At 67.4% G+C, this 18730-nt stretch carries 19 protein-coding genes and 4 pseudogenes; 9 read left to right on the plus strand and 14 right to left on the minus strand.

Features of this window, described 5'->3' with window-relative positions:
* Positions 1-11 precede the first annotated feature (11 nt).
* On the minus strand, positions 12-362 hold the full coding sequence (locus FDZ84_RS31100; protein ID WP_246868559.1) for a protein-L-isoaspartate O-methyltransferase: 351 nt from the start codon (positions 360-362) through the stop codon (positions 12-14).
* 124 nt (positions 363-486) lie between these two features.
* Here FDZ84_RS31100 and FDZ84_RS31105 point away from each other — a divergent pair, with 124 nt between their 5' ends.
* On the plus strand, positions 487-3570 hold the full coding sequence (locus tag FDZ84_RS31105; RefSeq protein ID WP_168588779.1) for a Tn3 family transposase: 3084 nt from the start codon (positions 487-489) through the stop codon (positions 3568-3570).
* A gap of 138 nt (positions 3571-3708) precedes the next feature.
* Here FDZ84_RS31105 and FDZ84_RS38220 read toward each other — a convergent pair whose 3' ends face one another.
* A complete protein-coding gene (locus FDZ84_RS38220; protein WP_210435231.1) occupies positions 3709-4764 on the minus strand; it encodes a VOC family protein in 1056 nt (351 codons plus the stop codon).
* Between the two features lie 114 nt (positions 4765-4878).
* Positions 4879-5817: a site-specific integrase gene (locus FDZ84_RS31120; protein ID WP_210435232.1), complete on the minus strand. Its 939-nt coding sequence runs from the start codon at positions 5815-5817 to the stop codon at positions 4879-4881.
* Positions 5818-6038: 221 nt separating this feature from the next.
* Here FDZ84_RS31120 and FDZ84_RS31125 point away from each other — a divergent pair.
* Positions 6039-6913, plus strand: a protein-coding gene (locus FDZ84_RS31125; protein WP_168588780.1) for an IS5 family transposase whose coding sequence is annotated in 2 segments (ribosomal slippage) — positions 6039-6383 and positions 6386-6913 — 873 coding nt in all. Because the reading frame shifts where the segments join, the coding sequence is not laid out codon by codon here.
* 43 nt (positions 6914-6956) lie between these two features.
* Here FDZ84_RS31125 and FDZ84_RS31130 read toward each other — a convergent pair.
* The 4 genes and pseudogenes from FDZ84_RS31130 to FDZ84_RS31145 form a co-directional block, all read right to left on the minus strand.
* On the minus strand, positions 6957-7262 hold the full coding sequence (locus FDZ84_RS31130) for a protein-L-isoaspartate O-methyltransferase (RefSeq protein WP_246869256.1): 306 nt from the start codon (positions 7260-7262) through the stop codon (positions 6957-6959).
* 19 nt (positions 7263-7281) lie between these two features.
* Entirely contained in the window at positions 7282-7419 is a 138-nt protein-coding gene (locus FDZ84_RS31135; RefSeq protein WP_168584135.1) for a hypothetical protein, read from the minus strand.
* Positions 7420-7433: 14 nt separating this feature from the next.
* A pseudogene (locus tag FDZ84_RS39575) lies at positions 7434-7702 on the minus strand (transposase family protein); the annotation flags it as partial.
* Positions 7703-7832: 130 nt separating this feature from the next.
* Positions 7833-8597: a class I SAM-dependent methyltransferase gene (locus FDZ84_RS31145; RefSeq protein ID WP_168588781.1), complete on the minus strand. Its 765-nt coding sequence runs from the start codon at positions 8595-8597 to the stop codon at positions 7833-7835.
* 162 nt (positions 8598-8759) lie between these two features.
* On the opposite strand from FDZ84_RS31145, the gene FDZ84_RS41170 reads away from it, so the two are divergent.
* Entirely contained in the window at positions 8760-8969 is a 210-nt protein-coding gene (locus FDZ84_RS41170) for a DUF4291 family protein (protein ID WP_210435233.1), read from the plus strand.
* Here FDZ84_RS41170 and FDZ84_RS41175 read toward each other — a convergent pair.
* A complete protein-coding gene (locus tag FDZ84_RS41175; protein WP_371812930.1) occupies positions 8917-9294 on the minus strand; it encodes a Tn3 family transposase in 378 nt (125 codons plus the stop codon). The two genes, FDZ84_RS41170 and FDZ84_RS41175, sit on opposite strands and share 53 nt — an antisense overlap.
* A gap of 201 nt (positions 9295-9495) precedes the next feature.
* Positions 9496-10368 carry a DMT family transporter gene (locus FDZ84_RS31165; protein WP_168588783.1) on the minus strand — a complete coding sequence of 291 codons (873 nt, stop codon included), beginning with the start codon at positions 10366-10368 and terminating at the stop codon, positions 9496-9498.
* Between the two features lie 99 nt (positions 10369-10467).
* Between FDZ84_RS31165 and FDZ84_RS31170 the strand changes: the two genes are divergently transcribed.
* The 5 genes and pseudogenes from FDZ84_RS31170 (at position 10468) to FDZ84_RS31190 (ending at position 15412) form a co-directional block, all read left to right on the plus strand.
* Positions 10468-11319, plus strand: coding sequence for a LysR family transcriptional regulator (locus FDZ84_RS31170; protein WP_168588784.1), 852 nt, complete (start codon positions 10468-10470; stop codon positions 11317-11319).
* A 168-nt stretch (positions 11320-11487) separates the two neighbouring features.
* Positions 11488-11715, plus strand: a complete 228-nt coding sequence (locus FDZ84_RS31175) for a hypothetical protein (RefSeq protein WP_168588785.1) — start codon at positions 11488-11490, stop codon at positions 11713-11715.
* Positions 11716-11818: 103 nt separating this feature from the next.
* Positions 11819-12558 (plus strand): annotated as a pseudogene (locus FDZ84_RS31180) (Tn3 family transposase).
* 713 nt (positions 12559-13271) lie between these two features.
* Positions 13272-14747, plus strand: coding sequence for a discoidin domain-containing protein (locus FDZ84_RS31185; protein ID WP_168588786.1), 1476 nt, complete (start codon positions 13272-13274; stop codon positions 14745-14747).
* Positions 14748-15076: 329 nt separating this feature from the next.
* Positions 15077-15412: a hypothetical protein gene (locus tag FDZ84_RS31190; protein ID WP_210435234.1), complete on the plus strand. Its 336-nt coding sequence runs from the start codon at positions 15077-15079 to the stop codon at positions 15410-15412.
* A 91-nt stretch (positions 15413-15503) separates the two neighbouring features.
* Here the strand turns inward: FDZ84_RS31190 and FDZ84_RS41180 are convergent.
* Positions 15504-15781 (minus strand): annotated as a pseudogene (locus tag FDZ84_RS41180) (Tn3 family transposase); the annotation flags it as partial.
* Positions 15782-16286: 505 nt separating this feature from the next.
* Between FDZ84_RS41180 and FDZ84_RS31200 the strand changes: the two are divergent.
* Complete coding sequence (locus FDZ84_RS31200; RefSeq protein ID WP_210435235.1) at positions 16287-16883, plus strand: MBL fold metallo-hydrolase; 597 nt, start codon at positions 16287-16289, stop codon at positions 16881-16883.
* Between the two features lie 276 nt (positions 16884-17159).
* Here the strand turns inward: FDZ84_RS31200 and FDZ84_RS31205 are convergent, their stop codons facing one another.
* The 4 genes and pseudogenes from FDZ84_RS31205 to FDZ84_RS31220 form a co-directional block, all read right to left on the minus strand.
* The gene (locus tag FDZ84_RS31205) at positions 17160-17702 is read right to left on the minus strand and encodes an AAA family ATPase (protein ID WP_168588787.1); all 543 of its coding nucleotides are present in this window, start codon (positions 17700-17702) and stop codon (positions 17160-17162) included.
* 251 nt (positions 17703-17953) lie between these two features.
* Positions 17954-18070 (minus strand): DUF397 domain-containing protein, encoded by a 117-nt coding sequence (locus tag FDZ84_RS38225; protein WP_371812713.1) that lies wholly within the window; start codon positions 18068-18070, stop codon positions 17954-17956.
* Between the two features lie 83 nt (positions 18071-18153).
* Positions 18154-18210 (minus strand): annotated as a pseudogene (locus tag FDZ84_RS39590) (DUF397 domain-containing protein); the annotation flags it as partial.
* A gap of 48 nt (positions 18211-18258) precedes the next feature.
* Positions 18259-18714 carry a DUF5753 domain-containing protein gene (locus FDZ84_RS31220; protein WP_168588788.1) on the minus strand — a complete coding sequence of 152 codons (456 nt, stop codon included), beginning with the start codon at positions 18712-18714 and terminating at the stop codon, positions 18259-18261.
* Positions 18715-18730 lie beyond the last annotated feature (16 nt).

Consider the following 18730-nt stretch of genomic DNA (forward strand, 5'->3'; position numbering starts at 1 on the left):
AAATATGATGCTCAGTCGTCGCCCCGCAGCCGCACGAATCGGGCCAGCGCAAGCACATCCACGCGCCGCAGTCCCGATTCCCGCCGTTCGAACAGCACCACCTGCTCATCGCCGCCCACACCGATGGGCTGCACCAAACGCCCACCCGGGCGCAACTGCTCAACCAGCGCAGCAGGCACATCCGGTGCAGCGGCCGAGACCAGCACCGCGTCGAACGGAGCCCGCTGGGGAAATCCGCGGCTGCCATTTCCGACGACCAGCTCGACATTGCTCGCACCTTCGGCCGCCAGAACACGGCCGGCCTGCCCGGACAGATCCGCCCACCACTCGATGCTGACCACATCACGGGGTTTGAGGAACATCGGAACGGTGGACAGCGCTAAGCCGTGACCTGCTGGTTTGCGATTTGACCTTGGTTGCTGGCTGCTGCTGAGGTACGCCGCGGTGCCGCCACGGTGGGCGGTGTGAGCAGCAGGAGGCACTTCGTTGCCCGTTGAGTTCTTGTCCGATGAGCAGGCCACGGCCTATAGCCGGTTACCGGAGTCGTTGTCCCGGGCCGAGTTGGAGCGGTTCTTCTTCCTCGATGACGTCGACCGGGGTCTGGTGGAGGCCAAGCGCCGGGATCACAACAAGCTCGGCTTCAGTTTGCAGCTGGTGACCGTTCGCAACGCCGGTGCGTTCCTCGACGATCCGCTGGACGTGCCGGTCGAGCTCGTCGACTACCTCGCCGAGCAACTCGGTATCGACGACGCGGCGTGTGTGAAGTCCTACGGCGAGCGGGCCATGACGCGTCTGGAACACCAGTGGGAGATCCGGCGAACCGAGCGGTGGCGGGAGTTTTCCGAGGTCGAGTGCGAGCTCGGCGAGTGGATCGAGGCCCGCGCCTGGACTACCGGGGACGGGCCGAAAGCGTTGTTCGACGCGGCAGTGGGATGGCTGCGGGAACGGCGGGTGCTGCTGCCGGGCGTGACGACGCTGGTGCGGCTGGTCGCGTCCCGCCGCGAGGCGGCGAACCAGCGGTTATGGGAGACGCTGCACCGGCTGCTTGACGATGAGCAGCGGTCCACACTGGATGAACTGCTGGAAGTCCCGGACGGGCAGCGGAGTTCGCAGCTGGACAAGCTGCGGCGGCCGCCGGTGCGGGTGTCGGGGCCGGCGATGGTCGATGCGCTCCAGCGGGCTGCGGAGATTTTGGGGCTGGGGTTCGCCGAGGTCGACACCGAGGTCGTGCCGCCCCGCAGGTTGGCGGAGTTGTCGCGGTATGGGGTGCAGGGCAAGGCCAGTCTGCTGCGCCGGCACGGTGATTCGCGCCGGGCGGCGACGCTGCTGGCGACGGTGACCTATTTGCAAACCCGGGCGGTCGATGACGCCCTGGACCTGCTGGACGTGCTGATCGCTTCGAAGCTGCTGGCCCGGGCCGAGCGAGAATCGGCCAAGGAGAAACTCCGCACCCTACCCAAGCTGGGGAAGGCGTCGGCGAAGCTCGCGGCGGCGTTCGGGGTGCTGCTGGAGGTCACCGGCGCTCACGACGACCTCGCCGACCAGTCCGCCGATGACAGCGCCGCGGTGGAGCCGGTGAGTCTGGCGCAGGTGTGGGCCGAGATCGAGGCCGTGGTGCCACGTGCGGAGCTCGCCGAGGCGCTGGTCGCGGTGGTGGAGCTGGCCGGGCCGCCGGACTCGGATGCGGACGAGGCATGGCGGGCGGTGCTGGTGAAACGGTTCGCCACCGTTCGGCCGTTCCTGCCGCTGTTGTGCGAGGTGATCCGCTTCGGTGCAGCCCCCGACGGTCAACGGGTGCTGGCGGCGTTGCGGAATCTGCCGACGTTGTGGGGCGGTGGCCGCAACAAGGTCGATCGCTCGGAGATCGACGAGCAGCTGCTGATCGGCTCCTGGAAGCGCCTGGTGCTCAACGCCCCGGAGCTGGAACCGGGCACGGTGGACTGGCGGGCCTACACCTTCTGCGTGCTGGAACAGTTCCACCGCTGTGTGCGGCGCCGGGACATCTTCGCGGTCAACTCCAGCAAGTGGGGCGACCCACGCGCGAAGCTACTGGCAGGCAAAGCGTGGACCACGGCCAAGCCGGTGGTGCTGTCCAGCCTCGGTCTGCCACCCGACCCCGATGACCACCTGGACGAGCGCGCCGAGCTGCTGGACGCCACCTTCCGCGAGGTCGCCGCCAGGGTTCCGGAGAACACCGCAGTGCGGTTCGACGACGCCGGGCGCCTGCACCTGGCGGCGATCCCGGCGGAGGCGGAACCGCCGAGCCTGGAGAACCTGCGGGTACTGACCAACCGGATGCTGCCCCGTGTGGATCTGCCCGAGGTGCTGCTAGAGGTGTTGTCCTGGACCGGCGCGGCGGATGCGTTCACCTCGATAACCGGCGGCGAGGCCCGCCTGGCTGACCTGCACATCACCATCGCCGCCCTGCTCGTATCCGAGTCGTGCAATATCGGCTGGACCCCGGTTATCAAGCACGCCGTGCCCGCGCTGACCCGGGACCGGCTCGCGCACGTCGATGCCACCTACCTGCGGATGGACACCCTCAAGGCCGCCAACGCCGCCCTGATCGACGAACAGGCCCGCATCGGCCTGGCTCAGATCTGGGGCGGCGGGCATGTGGCCAGTGTGGACGGGATGCGGTTCGTCGTGCCGGTGCAGACGATCAACGCCCGCCACAATCCCCATTACTGGGGCCAGAAACGGGGCGCGACGTGGCTGAACATGGTCAACGATCAGGCCGCCGGCCTCGCCGGGAAAGTCGTCGCCGGCACTCCACGCGACTCCCTGCACGTGCTGGACGTGCTCTATGACCGCGATGGCGGGCAGAAACCGCAGATGATCGTGACAGATACCGCCTCGTATAGCGACATTGTCTTCGGACTCCTGACTTTGGCGGGGTTCTCCTACGCGCCGCAGCTGGCCGACCTGCCGGATCAGAAGCTGTGGCGCATCAACACCAAGGCCGACTACGGCCCGTTCGCCACCGCCGCCCGCGGCCGCATCGACCTGGGCAAAGTGCGGCGAAACTGGGAGGACATCCTGCGCGTGACCGCCTCCATCCACACCGGCGCTGTACGCGCGCACGATGTGATCCGGATGCTCTCCCGCGACGGCCACCCCACCCCGCTCGGCGAGGCCATCGCCCACTACGGGCGGATCCACAAGACCCTGCACGTGCTGCGTCTGGTCGACGACACCGGCTACCGCCGCGACATCAAAGCCCAGGCCAACCTCCAGGAAGGCCGCCACGCCCTCGCCAGGAGGATCTTCCACGGTCAGCGCGGCGAACTACGCCAGCGCTACTACGAAGGCATGGAAGACCAGCTCGGCGCCCTCGGCCTCGTGCTCAACGCGATCGTGCTGTTCAACACCCGCTATCTCGACGCCGCCATCAAAGAGCTACGGGCCGGTGGCTACGAGGTCCGCGACGAGGACGCCGTGCGACTGTCGCCTTTCGTACGTCATCACATCAATGTCCTGGGGCGCTACTCGTTCCTCCTCCCGGACCTCGCCGGGCGCCTGCGCCCGCTACGCGACTCCGAAAGCCTCGACGAAGACGAGATCGACTAGCGACAATCATGCTCTTCGGCTCCGGTGTTCGCGCGTTGTTCCACGCTGCCAACGCCGGAGCCGAAAGCAAGTCAAGCGAGGTGGTAGGTCAGGGTGCGGCTGCTGGAGCCGACCTCGCCCAAGGACGAATAGCCCCGCTCAGTCGAGGTAGTTGCTCAGCTTGATCAGGTTTTTGTCGGGGTCGCGCAGATGGAGGCTGTAGATCGGGCCGAGTGCACCGGTACGGCTGACCGGGCCCGCCTCGATGTCCACCCCCACCTGCTCCCGGAGCTCGTCGATCAGGAGCAGCACTGGAGTGTCCACGACGAAGCACAGCTCGGCGGTGCCCGGACCGGGGTTGGCGGGCGTGGAGTCCTCGGTATCCTCTCCGGCCACGCGTAGGTCGATCTTGCTGTGGCCGAAGGTCAGCGCCGTGCGGCCGTCGTCGGAGGTGACCGCCTTCATGCCCAGCACCCGCGTGTAGAAGTCGATCGTGGCGGCCGGGTCGGCGACGGTCAGCACCAGGTGGTCGAGCCGGTCGATGCGCATGAGGCGCGGCCACGTGTCGGCTGCGGTCACATGGGGAAGCGGTGCGGCGTCGGGGCGAGTTTGAGGTGCCGGGTCGGTGCCCTGGTACCCCTGTTTCTGGATGAAACCGTGGGTCTTCCATCGGTTAAAGACATCTCGAGCGCTTGCCACCAGGGCACCAAAGCTGGGGTACGGCGAAGGATCGGAGCCGTCACCAGTCGCCCACTCGTATACGGTCCATTCCCCGTCCGGCCCGATCGTGGTCGGGTCCAGCAGCCAGTAGACAGCGCAGTCGGACCAATCTGACACCAACAAGCACGGCTTGACCTGCTCCACGACATCCAGGCCCGCCTCCGTCCACGCGGCCAGCAGCTCGGGATCTTTCTCAGCGAACCAACCGATCTCGTCGACCCGGAACAGCTCGCTCAACTCGGGGTCGATGTCGCGCCAGCCGTTGCTGGCGAGCAGGAAGTTGCGGTAGCTCGGCGGCAGCCGCACATCCAGGCGTTTCTCGGCGACACGGAGGGCCTCCTCACTGGCTGGTTCGTAGCCCAGCCACCCATTCTCCCGCTGGACGCCGTCGAGGCGCGCCAACTCCTCATCCGTGGCCATCCGCAGATAGTCATCGCTATAGCCGCGGAGGAACTCCTGCCACTCGGGCAACGTCACCGGCACACTCTGGCTCATGTGCCTCATCATGACAGTGGCCGGGTGCAGCCAATGTCGCCGACTGTGTGAACTGGGACGATGGGGAAACCTCGCGTGCACGATCGGCTCCGAGACCGAGTCAGCTTTCTGCCTTCATCGCCGCCTGGCCGCCGGATCCCGGCCCTGCTGCCAGCGAGCCAAAGCCTCGGGTGAGACTCGCGCGTACCGCGCGAGGGAAGCGACCGAGGTGTGCCCGGAGTACGACAGCAGGGTGGAGGTGTTGGCGCCGTCCTCGGCAGCATGGGTTAACGCCGAGTGCCGGAGTTGGTGCAGCGTCCACGGCCCACCGGTCAGGTCCTTGCTGGCGTGCTCGAAGGTCTCGGCGGCACGTCGGTAGGACAACCGGGCCCGGCCGGATTCCGGATCGAGGTCGACCGACGGCAGCTCGATCCGTGCCCGTCGATCGGTGAGGAACACCGGGCCGGTCTTCCTGCCGTTCAGCAGACGTGGCAGCAACCTGGCAGTGGCGGTGCGCCACACGATGACATCGGCGGCGCCCCCTTTGCGGCGGACCTTCGCGCAGCGGTTGCGCAGATCCAGCTCGTCGAGGTCCAAGGCGAGGATTTCCTCGGCACGGGCAGCGGTTTCATACAGCATTCGCCACAGAGCCCGCTCGCGCAGCGGCAGATGCTGGCGAGTCAACAGGGACTCGATGTCGGCACGGGCCACGGCGCGGGTGCGATCCGGGGTACGCGGCCGCCGACGGATACGACGGGTCGGTTCGCCGCTAATCCACTCTTGCTGACGCCACCAGGCGGTGGCCGAGCGAAGCGCGTCCAACCTGGCGTTGACCGTCGCCGCGGCGGAGTTGCCCCAGCGGCGGGCAAACCACCGGCCGATCTTCTCCACCGTCGCCTCATCGTCCAACGCCGTCACCGGTATCGCCGCGCCGAGTTCGTCCACCAGTGCCCGCAGCGCGGTGGCGTAAGCGCGGGTGGTGTTGCGGTTGGACACCTCCGCCAGGAAGACATCGACGGCACCGCCGAGCTTCGGTCCGGACCGAGGGACATCGAGACGGTGGACGGTGCCCACAGGCCCTCCTCAGCAATATCGCAGATAAGCATGGCGAGTCACCGCGCCCGCAGGGCGGTGTTCTTCCAGGGCGCCGATCACCCTACCGCAGATAATCATTGGTTATCTGCGGAAACCGATGATGTTGAGACAGCAACGACAAGCGGTCAACCTGCCGACCAGCACCGCTCAGGGCTTAGGGTCTGTTTCAGAAGTTGATCTGGGTTTGAGATGATCTCCGTGTGGGACGTGGCGATCTGACGAACGAGCAGTGGGCGAAGCTCGAACCGCTGCTACCCCGGGGCAAGAAGTCAGGACGCCCGCCCAAGCACCCGAAACGACAGCTCATCAACGGGATTCGATTCCGGGTGCGTACCGGCGTCCAGTGGCGCGACCTGCCCGACCGGTACGGCCCATGGCAGACCGTGTATGGCCTGTTCCGGCGCTGGCAGCGGGATGGGACCTGGAAACGGATCCTGACGCGGTTGCAGGCCCGGGCCGACGCCGAGGGGCTGATCACCTGGGATGTCAGCGTGGACTCCACCGTCACCCGCGCACACCAGCACGCCGCTGGCGCGCGTAAAAAGGGGCTGACCAGCGTGAATCCCCGGGCGGTGTCGACGTCGAGCCGGACGATCACGGGATCGGCCGGTCGCGGGGCGGGTTGACCACGAAGCTGCACCTGTCCACCGAGCAAGGCCAGAAGCCGTTGTCAGTTGTGGTCACTGCCGGTCAGCGGGGCGACTCGCCGCAGTTCCAGACGGTCCTGGAGCGGATCAGGGTGCCCCGTGCCGGTCGTGGCCGGGCACGGACGCGTCCGGATCGGGTGTTGGCGGACAAGGCGTACGGTTCCCGCGCCAACCGTGCCTACCTGCGGCGACGTGGCATTCGGTGCACCATCCCGGAGAAGGCCGACCAGATTCGCCATCGCAAGAACCGCGGTTCGCGCGGTGGTCGCCGACCGGCGTTCGACAAGGAGATCTACAAGCAACGCCACGCGGTGGAGTGCGGCATCAACAGGCTCAAGCGCAATCGTGCCGTCGCTACCCGTTACGACAAGTTGGCAGTTCGTTACGAGGCCACAGTAGTCGTCGCGGCGATCAACGAATGGCTCTGACATATGAAACAGACCCTAGCGCTGTCCGCCGTTCCGATGTTCCTCAAACCCCATCACCGGCCAGCCGAGCCAGCAACGCGGTCTGGAAACCCACCCCGGTGCCGATCTCAAGAACATGTTCGCCGCCGGTGAGCGCGAGCCCCTCCAGCATCAGCGCCGACAACGAAGGCTGCGTCGTGACCTGGCCGTGGCCGATCAGCAGCGGCGCATCGTCGTAGGCGGCAGTGCGAGCCTCCAACGGCACGAACACCTCACGTGGCGTCGCAAGCAACACCCTGAGCACGCGCTCATCGGTCACGCCCGCGTGACGGGCCGCGCGCACGAGCTCCTCAGGTCCGGCGGGGTGCATGGAACTGCCTCCACCTGCATCATCGCCCCGCCACGACCGCTGTAGGAGACCGATCCGCGAACCGATCATGCCGGCCCTGGAGCTGCTTGCGCTGGATCGCGTTCGGGGCGCGGCGGGCCGCGGTGTCGGCGATCCACTGGGCCGCATCGGCGGACACATGCGTGATCTCCGCGCCACGGTGGGCCTGTGCTCCCGGCAGCGCACCCGCGGCGCTTCGGCCTCCAGCCAGACCTGGATGGTGCCCAGGTCCAGGGCCCGCCAGTGGCGCCGTCCCTCACCCCGGTCATACCGCCCGGACGTGCGCCCACGCACGTGCGCCCACGCCGACGCGGGCGCACGTGCACCACCACCCGCTCCGCGGTCTCATCGAAATACACATCCTCGGTCACCGTGCGCCTGTCGACGCCCACCACAGCACGCCATAAACCGGCCTTCGGCACACCGTTCTCCGTCCCCTCGGTTCCTGACTCTCGACAAGCCAGAAACCTAGACGAAGCAACGGCGTTCCCCCGTCTCCAGACCCAAAAACCCAGTTCAAAGCACCCACGGATCAGTCACAAGAGCCGGAATTCAGGCTGGTTTGCGGGCCTCGATGAGGAACCGGGTCGAGTGGGCGATGAACGGTCCCTGGCGTTGGATCTGCTCGTGCAGTTCACGCAGCCGGTCCCGATAGCGGTCTACGGTGAAGTCCGGGACCGTCCAGATCACCTTGCGCAGGAAGTAAATGACGGCACCGATGTCGAAGAACTCCATCCGCAACTGTTCCAGGCGCACATCGACGACTCCCAGCCCGGCGGCTTCGGCCTCGGCGCTCTCGACGTCGGGATGGCGCTTGCGGCGGATGTCCTCGGACAGCGGCCCGAGGAAGAACTCGACGAGCTCGAACACGGTCTCCGGCCCGACGTGCTGTGCGAAGTAGGTCCCACCGGGCCTCAGGACCCGCGCGATCTCCGCCCACCACACGGTCGCCGGATGGCGGCTGGTGACCAGGTCGAACGCCCCGTCGGCGAACGGTAGCGGGGGCTCGTCGGGGTCCGCCACGACCACCACCCCCAACGGGTGCAGCAGCTCGGTGGCCCTGGCGATGTTCGGCGGCCAGGACTCCGTCGCCGCCATCAATGCGGGGAAGTTCCCGGCACCGGCCAGCACCTCACCACCGCCGGTCTGGATGTCCAGTGCTGCCGACGCAGCCCCCATTCGCTGACGCAACAACCGCTGGAAACCCCACGAGGGGCGCTGCTCGGTCGCACGCCCGTCCAACCAGGAGAAGTCCCAACCATCGACCGGGACCGCTGACGCCTCGGCCACCAATTTCTCGAACGAACCCGCTGACATTCGGTGATCCTCCCACCAAGCCACGCGGACAGCCACCGACTATCCGCCCTGGGAACGCGACGCGCGCTGCGCCTGGACACTGCAGTCTCCCCAAGCTCGTCCTAGAAGTTTGAGCGGAAAATCGTTGGCCAGACGTGCCTAACGGCTGGCAGTGTGCGAAACATGTTGCCCCTGCGACAGATCCGTGGTGAATATGACGCACGCTCGCCCACCAGGCGTACTCATCGGCTGTCGCCGACCTGGCCTTGCAGACCAACCGGCTCGTCCCGGCCGTTTTTCTTCAACCGCATGACGTGGATCAAGCCGTCGTTCCGCCGGCTCACGCACCGCAGCAACTGGGCTCAAAAGCCCGGGCTCGGTATCGAGGGATGACCTGATCCACGCGGGGATGTGCGGGCCGCGGCTGGGCTCGTTGAGCACCAGGCCGCGCCGCGGCCGTCGCTTGGGGGACGCTCGGGCCTTGCGGCCTTTCCGGCGGATCTTGATCTGGCGCATGTCCATCGCCGCCGTGCGCAGGACCTGGTGCGGACGGCGGCCAGCCGATGTTGCAGGACTCCGCCACCAACAGGGCCGCGATCGTGATGTGCAGATCAGCGAGGCGTGCTTTACCTCCGGTGATCGAGGTGAACGCATCCGCGGCGCCGGTCCAGGAGAACACTTGAAGCAGCACCTCGGGCAGATCCACCCTCGGCAGCATCCGGTTGGTCAGCACCCGCAGGTTCTCCAGGCTCGGCGGTTCCGCCTCGGGCGGGCAGCGCCGTCAGGTGCAGCCGGCCGCGCGCCCGCCGTGGAGGTCGAAGGCCAGCGCCACGTATCCCAGCTCAGCCAGGCATCGGCTCGGCGGCGCTCGACGTCGCGGAGCCGAGCTCCTCGGGCTCCGCGGCAGCGTGAAGATTTTTCAAACCCCGGGCTGGCGGCTAGTGGTGATGACGCTGACGATGTTCGCGGTGACGATGGCCGCGATGCTCAGCCACTCGCCGGCCTGCAGGGTCTGGCCGAGGAACACCAGGCCGACCGTGGCCGCCAGGACCGGGTTGATGCTCATGAAGATGCCGAAGAAATGGGCCGGGACCCGGCGCAGCGCAAGCATGTCGATGAGGAACGGAAGCGCAGAGGACAGGATGCCCGCTGCCGCAGCGCACCCAAGCGCGGCCTGCGTCGGTGGATTCTGGACGAGCACGACGATGCCGATCGGCACGAACAAGAGTCCCGACAGCCCAGCCGCGACCGCGGTGCCCTCGGCACCGGGCAACCGGCGGCCCACCGAACGGTTGAGCAGGATGTAGGACGCCCAGCACACCGCGGCCAGCAGCGCGAGGCTGATGCCGAGGTAGTCCGTCGTCGGCTGCGGCCGGGTCAACGCGACCACACCCGCCGCGGCCACCACCGCGCAACCGAGGCCCACCAAGCGGCGCGAGGCCGCTAGGGCGACAGCCAGCGGACCGAGGAACTCCAGCGTCACCGCCAGGCCCAAGCCGATGCGGTCGATCGCGCTGTAGAGCGAGAGGTTCATCGTCGCGAACACCGCGGCCAGCAGCAGGACCGGCTGCCACTGCCGCCAGGAAAACGACCTCAGCCGCGGTCGGCCCACCAGCAGCAGAGCGACGGCTGCGACCCACTGCCGCACCGCCACCACACCGGCCGGACCGATCACCGGTAACGCCAGCGATCCGATAGCCGCGCCGACCTGATTGGACAGCCCGCTGCCGAGCATCATCGCAATACCCGCGTAGCGGCCGCCATTGTCGGTGATGGGAGCCGGGGTGGTCACGGGCCGCTGCGCGTGCGCTGTTGTCTGCATGCACCAGAGCGTGCGCGTCGGCGAAGCTTCCGCAAAATGCATCCAATGCCTCAGCTATACGCTTTGGTTATGCACGTGGAGCTTAGGCAGCTGCGCTGCCTGGTCGCGATCGTCGACGAGGGCACCTTCACCGACGCCGCCGTCGAACTGGGTATCTCCCAGGCGGCGGTGTCCCGCACGCTGTCCTCGCTGGAAACCACCCTCGGCGTCCGGCTGCTGCGCCGCACCAGCCGCGAGGTCGTCCCCACCGCCGTCGGCATGCAGGTCCTCGCCCGCGCCCGTCGGCTGCTGGCCGAGGCCGACGAACTGGAGCGCGAAGCAAACTCCGGGCACTCCCGGCTTCGCATCGGCTACGCCTGGTCCGCGATGGGCCGCCACACGGTGAACTTCCAGCGTCGGTGGACCGCGCTGCGCCCGGACGTCGAGCTGCACCTGGTCCGCACCAACTCCGCCACCGCTGGGCTGGCCGAAGGTGCCTGCGACATCGCGGTCGTGCGCACCCCGCCCGATCAGCGGCGCTTCGACGGCGTCATCGTCGGACTGGAACGGCGGTTCTGCGCCGTGGCCTCCGACGACCCGTGGGCCCGCCGCCGTTCCATCCGGCTGGAGGAGTTCGGCGAACGCACCCTCATCATCGACCGGCGCACCGGCACCACGACCACCGAGCTGTGGCCACCGGAGAACCGGCCCGCCGTCGAATACACCCACGACGTCGACGACTGGCTCACCGTCATCGCCACCGGGCGCTGCGTCGGCATCACCGCGGAGAGCACCGTCACCCAGTACCCGCGGACAGGCGTGGTCTTCCGCCCGCTGCGCAACGCCGCTCCCGTCGCGGTGCGGCTGATCTGGTGGCGCGACGACCCGCACCCGGCGGCGCAGGACGCTGTCGCCCTGCTCACCGACCTCTACCGGGCGTAGCACCAGCGGCCCGACGCCAGCACGCGGGGAGCGGGTGGCCAGGTCGGCTGCTTCCCACGGAGCCGTCGCCGGTGGTTTCGATCTCGACGTAGCGAGCCGTCGTAGAGGTTGAACCCGCGCGCGCCCTTGCCGTTCGTGCGGATGGGGGCCCGCACGAACGGCAGGCCGATGTCGCCGAAGTTCACGAACCCGATCCCGCTGGGCCCGCAGGACGTAACCGGGGTGGTCGCGGTCCACGTGCTCACCGCGCCCCAGTTGTCCAGCACGATGTCGTGCTGGCCGTACGTGGTGATCGGGCCGGCGGTGGTGGCTTGCTCGACGCGGGCCCCGGAGGTGACGAAGACGCCACTGGAGGTCAGGTCCGGGGTGCCCGCCGGGATGCCGCCGGCGGTGTGAATGCCGCGTTCGCGGGCCGAGGCCTGGCCTTCGAGGGACTTCTCCCGGTACCCCGCGCGATTCGCTGCACATCCTTGATGCGCTACCGAACCTCGACGCTGGGGTGAAACCGGAGATGGTGGCCACCGACAACGCCTCGTACTCCGACATGGTGTTCGGATTGTTCAGCATGCTGGGCTACAACTTTCCCCTCGTTCCAAGGATTTGAACGATCAGCGGTTCTGGCGGGCGCAGATGCCGGGTGTGGAGATCGGCGATTACGGGCCACTGGAGTCGTTGGCACGCAACAAAGTGAACCTGAACAAGGTGATCACGCACTGGCCCGGCATGCTCCGGGTCGCCGGGTCGCTGCTGACCGGGCAGGTCCGCGCCTATGACCTGCTGCGGTTGTTCGGCCGCGAAGGACGGCCGGCCCCGTTGGGGCAGGCGTTCGCCGAGTACGGGCGGATTTCCAGGACACTGCATTTGCTGGCCGTGGTCGACCCGGTTGATGACACCTACCGGCGGCAGATGAACCGTCAGCTGACCGTCCAGGAGTCCCGGCACAAGCTGGCCCGCGACATCTGCCACGGCAAGCGCGGCCAGATCATGCAGGCCTACCGTGACGGGCAGGAGGATCAGCTCGGCGTCCTGGGCCTCGTTGTGAACGCCGCGGTGTTGTGGACGACCCGCTACATGGACGCCGCCGTCGCCCACTTGAGGGCTCATTGCCCGGAGGGAGACGACGTGGCCGATGAGGATGTCGCCCGGTTGTCCCCGCTCAAACACGCCAACCTGAATTGCCTGGGCCGCTACAGCTTCCGCTCTTCGGCGTCCATCCAGAGGCTGCGGCCCCCTGCGTGACCCGGACACCGTCGACCTCGACGAAGACGACGGCTGAGGCAAGCGTGCCCGACGACACCGGCACCGGATATCCCTCCCCGATCGGGCAGCATGGTGATCGCCTCGGAACAGGTCCGGGGCGATGGGTGTCCCCGGTGGCCGTCCGGCTCCATCCGGCAGGCGCGCCGGGGACCTTCCGTATCGGCCTTCCGGTTCAGTGCACCGACGCGCCACCCGCTGTAGCGAGCATTTTGTTCGCCGTTGATGCCGTCGTTAATGACGGGTCTGGGGGGCGAGGAGCACGCAGGCCGGGCAGGGCGCGCCGGAGGCAAGGCCGACGAACCCGGCCATTCCGGGCTTGATGGTCATGCCGCAGTAGGCACGCAGCCGTAAGGGCACGCCGGGCCCAGTGGGGACTTGAGCGCGTGTATCCCGGCCGCGAATTCGCCGGGCACGTCGATGGGGGGTTAGGTGAGCTGGTCGTGCACCGCCGGCCAGCTCACCGCCTCCACACCGAGCGGGTATTGATGCGGGCGGCGAGCAGGCGCCGTCCCACGACGGTGAGCCGGACGGCGTACGCGCAAGGAACGCGGATGGAACAGGTGGGTGGTGCGGCGTCACGCCGGTGCCCTTCCGGACATCGTCTTGGGGTCTTTCCGGACAATTGTCAGTGGACGTGCCGAGGTGTGAGTACGGTCGTTCCGGCAAGTGTCATTGGGTGGTAGGGAGGATCCGTGCGGCCGGTGTCGGATGAGGCGTCCGTGTCCACGTTCCGGATGTGGTGGCGTGCGCTGGACTCCGCGGAGTGGCTTCCGGCATCACGGTTGCTGGTGCACGTGAGCGGCGGAGGCAGCGCGGCGCTGGAGCAACTGGCCTGGACCAGCGAGGATGGCACGCACACCGCGGTCGGGTTCTCGGGCGAGCGGACAAGCTGTTACGGTCACCGCCGCGCGGCCGGCGGTGACCTCGTCGAGATTCGCGGTGAACTGGACGGCCACACCGTCGGCTACCAGGACACCACTCATCAGTACGAATTCGATACGGAGGTCCAGGAGGCTGATTCCTGGCATCCGGCGGGACGGCTGCGGTTGCTGATCGACGACGGCGGCCAGGCGCCTCTCCGGTGGGCGGCGTGGCGCGACCGGTCGGGCAACAGTTGTTCGGTCGCACTGCGTTCGGTGGGTCCGTCCGGCAATCCGGATGTCACCGGCCTGGTGACCGTCGTGTGGGCCAGCGCCCAGTACCGCGAAGCGGGCGAGGTCGCCGCGAATCTCATCGACCCGTCGAGCAGCAAATGGTTCGCACCACACAGCCGCGCGTCGCTGGAATTCCAGCTGAAGCGGCCGGTCGCGGCATATCGGTACGTTCTCACCTCGGCCAATGACGCGCCTGATCGTGATCCGGCGGCATGGACACTGCGGGGTTCCACCGACGGGCAACTGTGGCGAACCCTCGACACCCGCACCGGCCAGTCGTTCGCCGACCGGCACCAGTCCAAGACGTACCGGATCGCCGGGCCCGGCGCATACGACTACTATCGCCTCGACATCACCGGCAACAACGGGTCCCCGGATCTGCAACTGGAAAGCGTCCGGTTTTTCGCCGACAGCGCCAGTGGCTTCGCCGGCTACCGGCAACACGCAGGTTACGGACCGATCGCCTACCGGGGCGTGCGTCCGGCGCTGGAGTCGCCGGACAAGACTCCTCCAGCGCCACTGCCCGACGTGTTACCGGCCCGTCCACCGGTTCCGGCCGTCCTTTCCCAGCTGCCGTCGCTTGAGTCGGCTCCCTTGGTGCGCACCGACTTCTCGGACGACAACCTCTGGGCCACGACGCACAGCGAAATAATCTCGCCACGCCAGTACGGGCCGGACACGTTTTCCGCGTACGTGGAACCGGTCGACGACGTCAAATTCGAAGGACTGACCGCCGAACAACTTGTTCAGCTGGTGCCACCGGGTGTGGATTGGCCGTTCCTGATGATCGCCGACAAGATGACCATGGAATCCGCCGAACATCACGTGCTGGTCGTCGATCTCGATGACGACGACGTCCGGACCTTCCGCGCCACCCCCCTTGCGGCGGCGGAAATCGAGAACAACCTGTCCATCGCGAACATGGACTGGGAAGACTTCGCGGACTCCGCGGACGACGACGGCATCGTGCGACCCATGCTCAGCTACGACCCCGAACCGCCCGCCGGGGACTGAGGTCACGAAGCGGCGGCGGGCGCCCGTGCGCGGCGGCACCCCGGCATACCTCGCTGCACCGGCCAGCGCGACGCCGTCCTCGACGTGCGAGCACAGCAACGCGAATCCCGCCATCGCCTGGCCGCGCTGAACCTCGGTCAGCCCGGCCGACGCGGGGACGTTCTCGGTGCCGGAACCCGCGGTGCTCGCCATGCCGATCCTGACCGTGCACGAGATGAAACGCCTCGCCCGCAACGCCGCCGAACTGATGACGCTGTCCGCCCAACTGCAAGGCGGCGGCGTGCAACTGGAACTACTCACCGGGCCGCTCACCGGGATCTACGACCCACATGGGCTCCATGCTCTTCGCCGTACTCGCCGTCGCCGCCCAACTCGACCGCGACTACATCCGCGAGGAAACCCTCGAAGGCCAACAAGCCGCCGCACGCGGCAACCACGGCGGCCGCCCCAAAGTCATCGACGAAGACGACGTGCTCTTTGCCCGCGCCCTCCGCGACAAAGGCATCCCGATGCCCGACATCGTCAAGAAGCTGACCATCAAAACCGGCAAAACGCTGAGCACCCCTCAATCGCCTCGCTCTACCGCGCCCTCGCCGACAACGACGCCTGACCAACCACTACCCGTCACTTGGCAGATTTCTCACCAGCACCGACTCCGCACATGACGTGACAAAACCCCGACCGGCGGGGCTGACCAGCTACAACAGCCTCAGATGGTCCTTACCGCCAACGGCTGGTCCATTGATCCCCGAGGCCGTACTCGGTCGTCCAAGCGATCACAGCATTTGTCGTCAGTGTCAGGCACCACGCCTGCTCGGTCTGCTGTTCAAGGCGACGAGCACGGACCGTGCCCTCGTGGGCATACAGCAGGTCCCGCTTCAGTTCAGCGCGTGCAACGATTCGCCCTTGTTGAGCCAGCGGGAGATCTTGCGGCGATACGCCGGATCCGACAAGTACCTAGCAGCGTAGATCGTTCTGCGGAGTGCCCCGTACTCCTTGAGCGCTGCGGCCAGGGCGTTCTGCCGACGATCGGCGCGAACGGCAGCATCTCGGTCAGCTCCGCCTTCAGCGCGACCGCCTCGGCCGGCACGTCCTCCGCCGACAACGGCGAGATCACGGGCACGAACACATCCACGCTGGGGTGCTGGTGCGGGAATCACCCTGAACGCCCTGTTCCTGGTGGCAACCCACCCTCACGTTCCCAACGAGGAACCACCGAACTCACGGGATGTCGCACACCTGGTGGAAGCGTGATCATCGGTGAGCCGGTGATCGTGCCAACCGTCTCGATCACGTCCGCTCCTGAGCTGATTGCCGCAGCGTGTTCCGCTGCGGTGGTCGCCACGGTGCTCATCGACAACTCCTTCAGCGATCGCTGGCGGGATGCGCCCCCATGCCCACCCAGGAGCCGCCCCGATGCCCGCCGGTCGGCCACCGGCCCGACCTGGACCGCCGGGCACCGCTCGGCGCAGGCCACTCCGCCTGGATTGATTGCCTTCCGGGGTGCGCTGGACGTTGCGGCCGGAGGATCGTGCAGGAGTGGACCTGATTCTGCTGGGCGTGGGGGCGATGAACTCGCCCCGCTACCGCCCTGCGGGACTGGCGGTGCGCTGGGCGGGGCATCGGGTGGTCATCGACGGCGGCGGCATCCCTGAGGAAGGTGAGCATGTCGATGCCTGGCTGGTCTGCGACGAACGCGCGGAGCTGATGCCTTCGATCCGGCGGCGCAGTGCCGCTCTCGGCGTGCCTGCCGGGGTGGTCGAGTACCAGGCCGGTGGGGTCCGGTTGCGTCCTCTGCCGGTCGAACACACCTCGCATCCCACCTACGGCTACCTCATCGAACACCACGGCCACCGCTCCGTGTGGGCACCGGAGTTCTGGGCCTTCCCCGACTGGGCCGCCGGCGCGGAGCTGATGTTCGCCGACGCGGCCGGCTGGGACCGGCCGATCCGCTTCGCCGGTGGCGTCGGCGGCCACGCCGCGACCCTGGACACCGCCGAACGCGCCACCCGCGCCGGTGCCGCGCGGCTTGTATTCGCCCACATCGGACGCCCATCGATCCGCGCGATCGACCGCGGCCAGTCCCCGCCCTTCGGCGAATGGGGCGTTGAGGGCAGGACCTACCGGCTGCGCTGATCAGGTCCACGCCGCTTCGGAAAAGCCGCGCCTCGACAAGATCAACAAGCTTGTGCTCACCGGCATGGCGGCCCACTTCCGTAGTCGGTGTAGGCGGCCACCCTGTGCCCGAGTTGCTCCACAGTGGACAAGAGATCGCCGTGGGCATCGCTAGACCACCGGTACCACGAGAAAGGCGTCGAGCGGCATTTCACAGAGCCCAAACGCGCAGCGACAACAGCAGAGGCGCACGCGCCAGTCGGGAATGCCTCGCATTCGGGGCGTGAGAGCAGGTTCTTACCGCAGTTCGTCGAGCACGAAACGCACCCGCTCGTTCACCGTGGTGCGCGGCAGGTGCACGAGTTCGTAGCCGTAGTCGGTGTAGGCGGCAACCATGTGCCCGCAAGTGCGTTCGGCCTCGGCGAGGGACTGCTTGCGTTCGCCGTCCCGCCGGTAGATCTCCGGCCAGAACGGCGCGATCAGCACCCGGCGGCTATACCGGAACCGCCGCGCAGCGGTATCCACGTGCTCAGGCACGGGCAGGCCGCTCAGCCGAAGGTAGCCGATGATGTCGGGCAGCCCGCGGTCGAAGATCACCGGGCCGGGGCGGACGTGGGCCTGCCGGTGCGAGCGCAGGTCCCAGCCGAGCATCAGCTCGGCGAACAACGCCCGATCGGCCCAGGGCAGCCCGCGGCCACCGATGGCGAGCTGATCGGTGATCACACCGCGGCCCGCTTCCGGTGACCAGGCGTACCCGGCGGCGGCCAGCCGCTCGACCAACGTCGTCTTACCTGTCCCGGGACCGCCCGTGACCACGACGAAACACTCCGGCGAAGACATGCCGACCTCCACGGTTGAACGCGCGACAACTGTCGTGAGTGGACGTGCGGTGATTGCTGTCGCCAGATGCGGCGTGAACACCAGATGCGGTGTGAAAGGCAACTTCGAACTGGTCCGGACACGATTCTAGCAACCGGACGGGGCAGAGCGACTAGTGCGCGTGGTGATGCCGAGCCCGACAGGCGAGAGCATCAACAGCTTCCCGCAGCTCGTGGACCTCGTGGCCGCGTTCAGCGCAAGCGCGTCTGCTCTCAGCAGCCAGGCCGCGCCTTCGATGAGCTCGGGGAGGTGGGGTGGTCGAAAACGAGCACACCACCATCGGGATCCTTCGAGTCCCGAGCCGCGATCCAGCCAGCAGGAAACGCCACCTCAGCGCACGTGCCGTTCCGCCGGAGTAACTGGACTTCCGCCAATCCCGGGCCGGAATAGCGGCGACCTCGACACAGGTGCCGTTGTTCCCGCTGTAGCTGCTCTTCCGCCACGTTGCAGTGTCTAGCCAACTCAACATGGCAGCTCCGCTGGATCTTGTTATTCCTTCACTTCAGCACGCGTTTGATCAGCGCGATCGACTGCTGTGGGTCAGTGCTACGCGCTGCAAACTCTCCGCAGTCATCGTATAGGAGGGAATCTGTTCCGAGTCATGGATATAGATTGCACCGTCATGTAGTTCCGCATAAGCGATGGAGCGGACATTGTCAGAGTCCAGCACGATGAATTGGCCGGTCAGCGCGGTGTGCAGGCAGTCTTCGGGGCGGACGATCTGGATCGTGACGGTCGGGCGTTTCGCCATATCGACGAGGTGCTGCAGCTGGTTGCTTTGCAGCTTGACCTCTCCGGCCCGGAGGCGTAGCGCGGCTTCGGTGACGACTGCATGCAGGTGGAAAGGCCGTTCTGCGTCGCTCAGGCGCCTGGTCCGGGCCATGCGGAAGCTGACGAATCGTTCGCTGTGGTCCTGGCGCACTCGTGGGGTGCTGGACGTGGTCGCGCTGGCGTATTCCTCGGTTTGGAGCATGTGCCCATGGTCCCCA

It is taken from the genome of Saccharopolyspora sp. ASAGF58, assembly GCF_012277335.1.
Lineage (GTDB): Bacteria > Actinomycetota > Actinomycetes > Mycobacteriales > Pseudonocardiaceae > Saccharopolyspora > Saccharopolyspora hattusasensis.

What these genes read in the sequence shown, in the direction of transcription:
- FDZ84_RS31190 (WP_210435234.1), top strand. Translation starts at nt 15,077, where the DNA reads ATGGGCTCCATGCTCTTCGCCGTACTCGCCGTCGCCGCCCAACTCGAC.
- FDZ84_RS38220 (WP_210435231.1), bottom strand. Translation starts at nt 4,764, where the DNA reads ATGAGCCAGAGTGTGCCGGTGACGTTGCCCGAGTGGCAGGAGTTCCTC.
- FDZ84_RS31170 (WP_168588784.1), top strand. Translation starts at nt 10,468, where the DNA reads ATGCACGTGGAGCTTAGGCAGCTGCGCTGCCTGGTCGCGATCGTCGAC.
- FDZ84_RS31130 (WP_246869256.1), bottom strand. Translation starts at nt 7,262, where the DNA reads ATGCACCCCGCCGGACCTGAGGAGCTCGTGCGCGCGGCCCGTCACGCG.
- FDZ84_RS41170 (WP_210435233.1), top strand. Translation starts at nt 8,760, where the DNA reads ATGTTGCCCCTGCGACAGATCCGTGGTGAATATGACGCACGCTCGCCC.
- FDZ84_RS31205 (WP_168588787.1), bottom strand. Translation starts at nt 17,702, where the DNA reads ATGTCTTCGCCGGAGTGTTTCGTCGTGGTCACGGGCGGTCCCGGGACA.
- FDZ84_RS41175 (WP_371812930.1), bottom strand. Translation starts at nt 9,294, where the DNA reads ATGCTGCCGAGGGTGGATCTGCCCGAGGTGCTGCTTCAAGTGTTCTCC.
- FDZ84_RS31145 (WP_168588781.1), bottom strand. Translation starts at nt 8,597, where the DNA reads ATGTCAGCGGGTTCGTTCGAGAAATTGGTGGCCGAGGCGTCAGCGGTC.
- FDZ84_RS31220 (WP_168588788.1), bottom strand. Translation starts at nt 18,714, where the DNA reads ATGCTCCAAACCGAGGAATACGCCAGCGCGACCACGTCCAGCACCCCA.
- FDZ84_RS31175 (WP_168588785.1), top strand. Translation starts at nt 11,488, where the DNA reads ATGTCGCCGAAGTTCACGAACCCGATCCCGCTGGGCCCGCAGGACGTA.
- FDZ84_RS31100 (WP_246868559.1), bottom strand. Translation starts at nt 362, where the DNA reads ATGTTCCTCAAACCCCGTGATGTGGTCAGCATCGAGTGGTGGGCGGAT.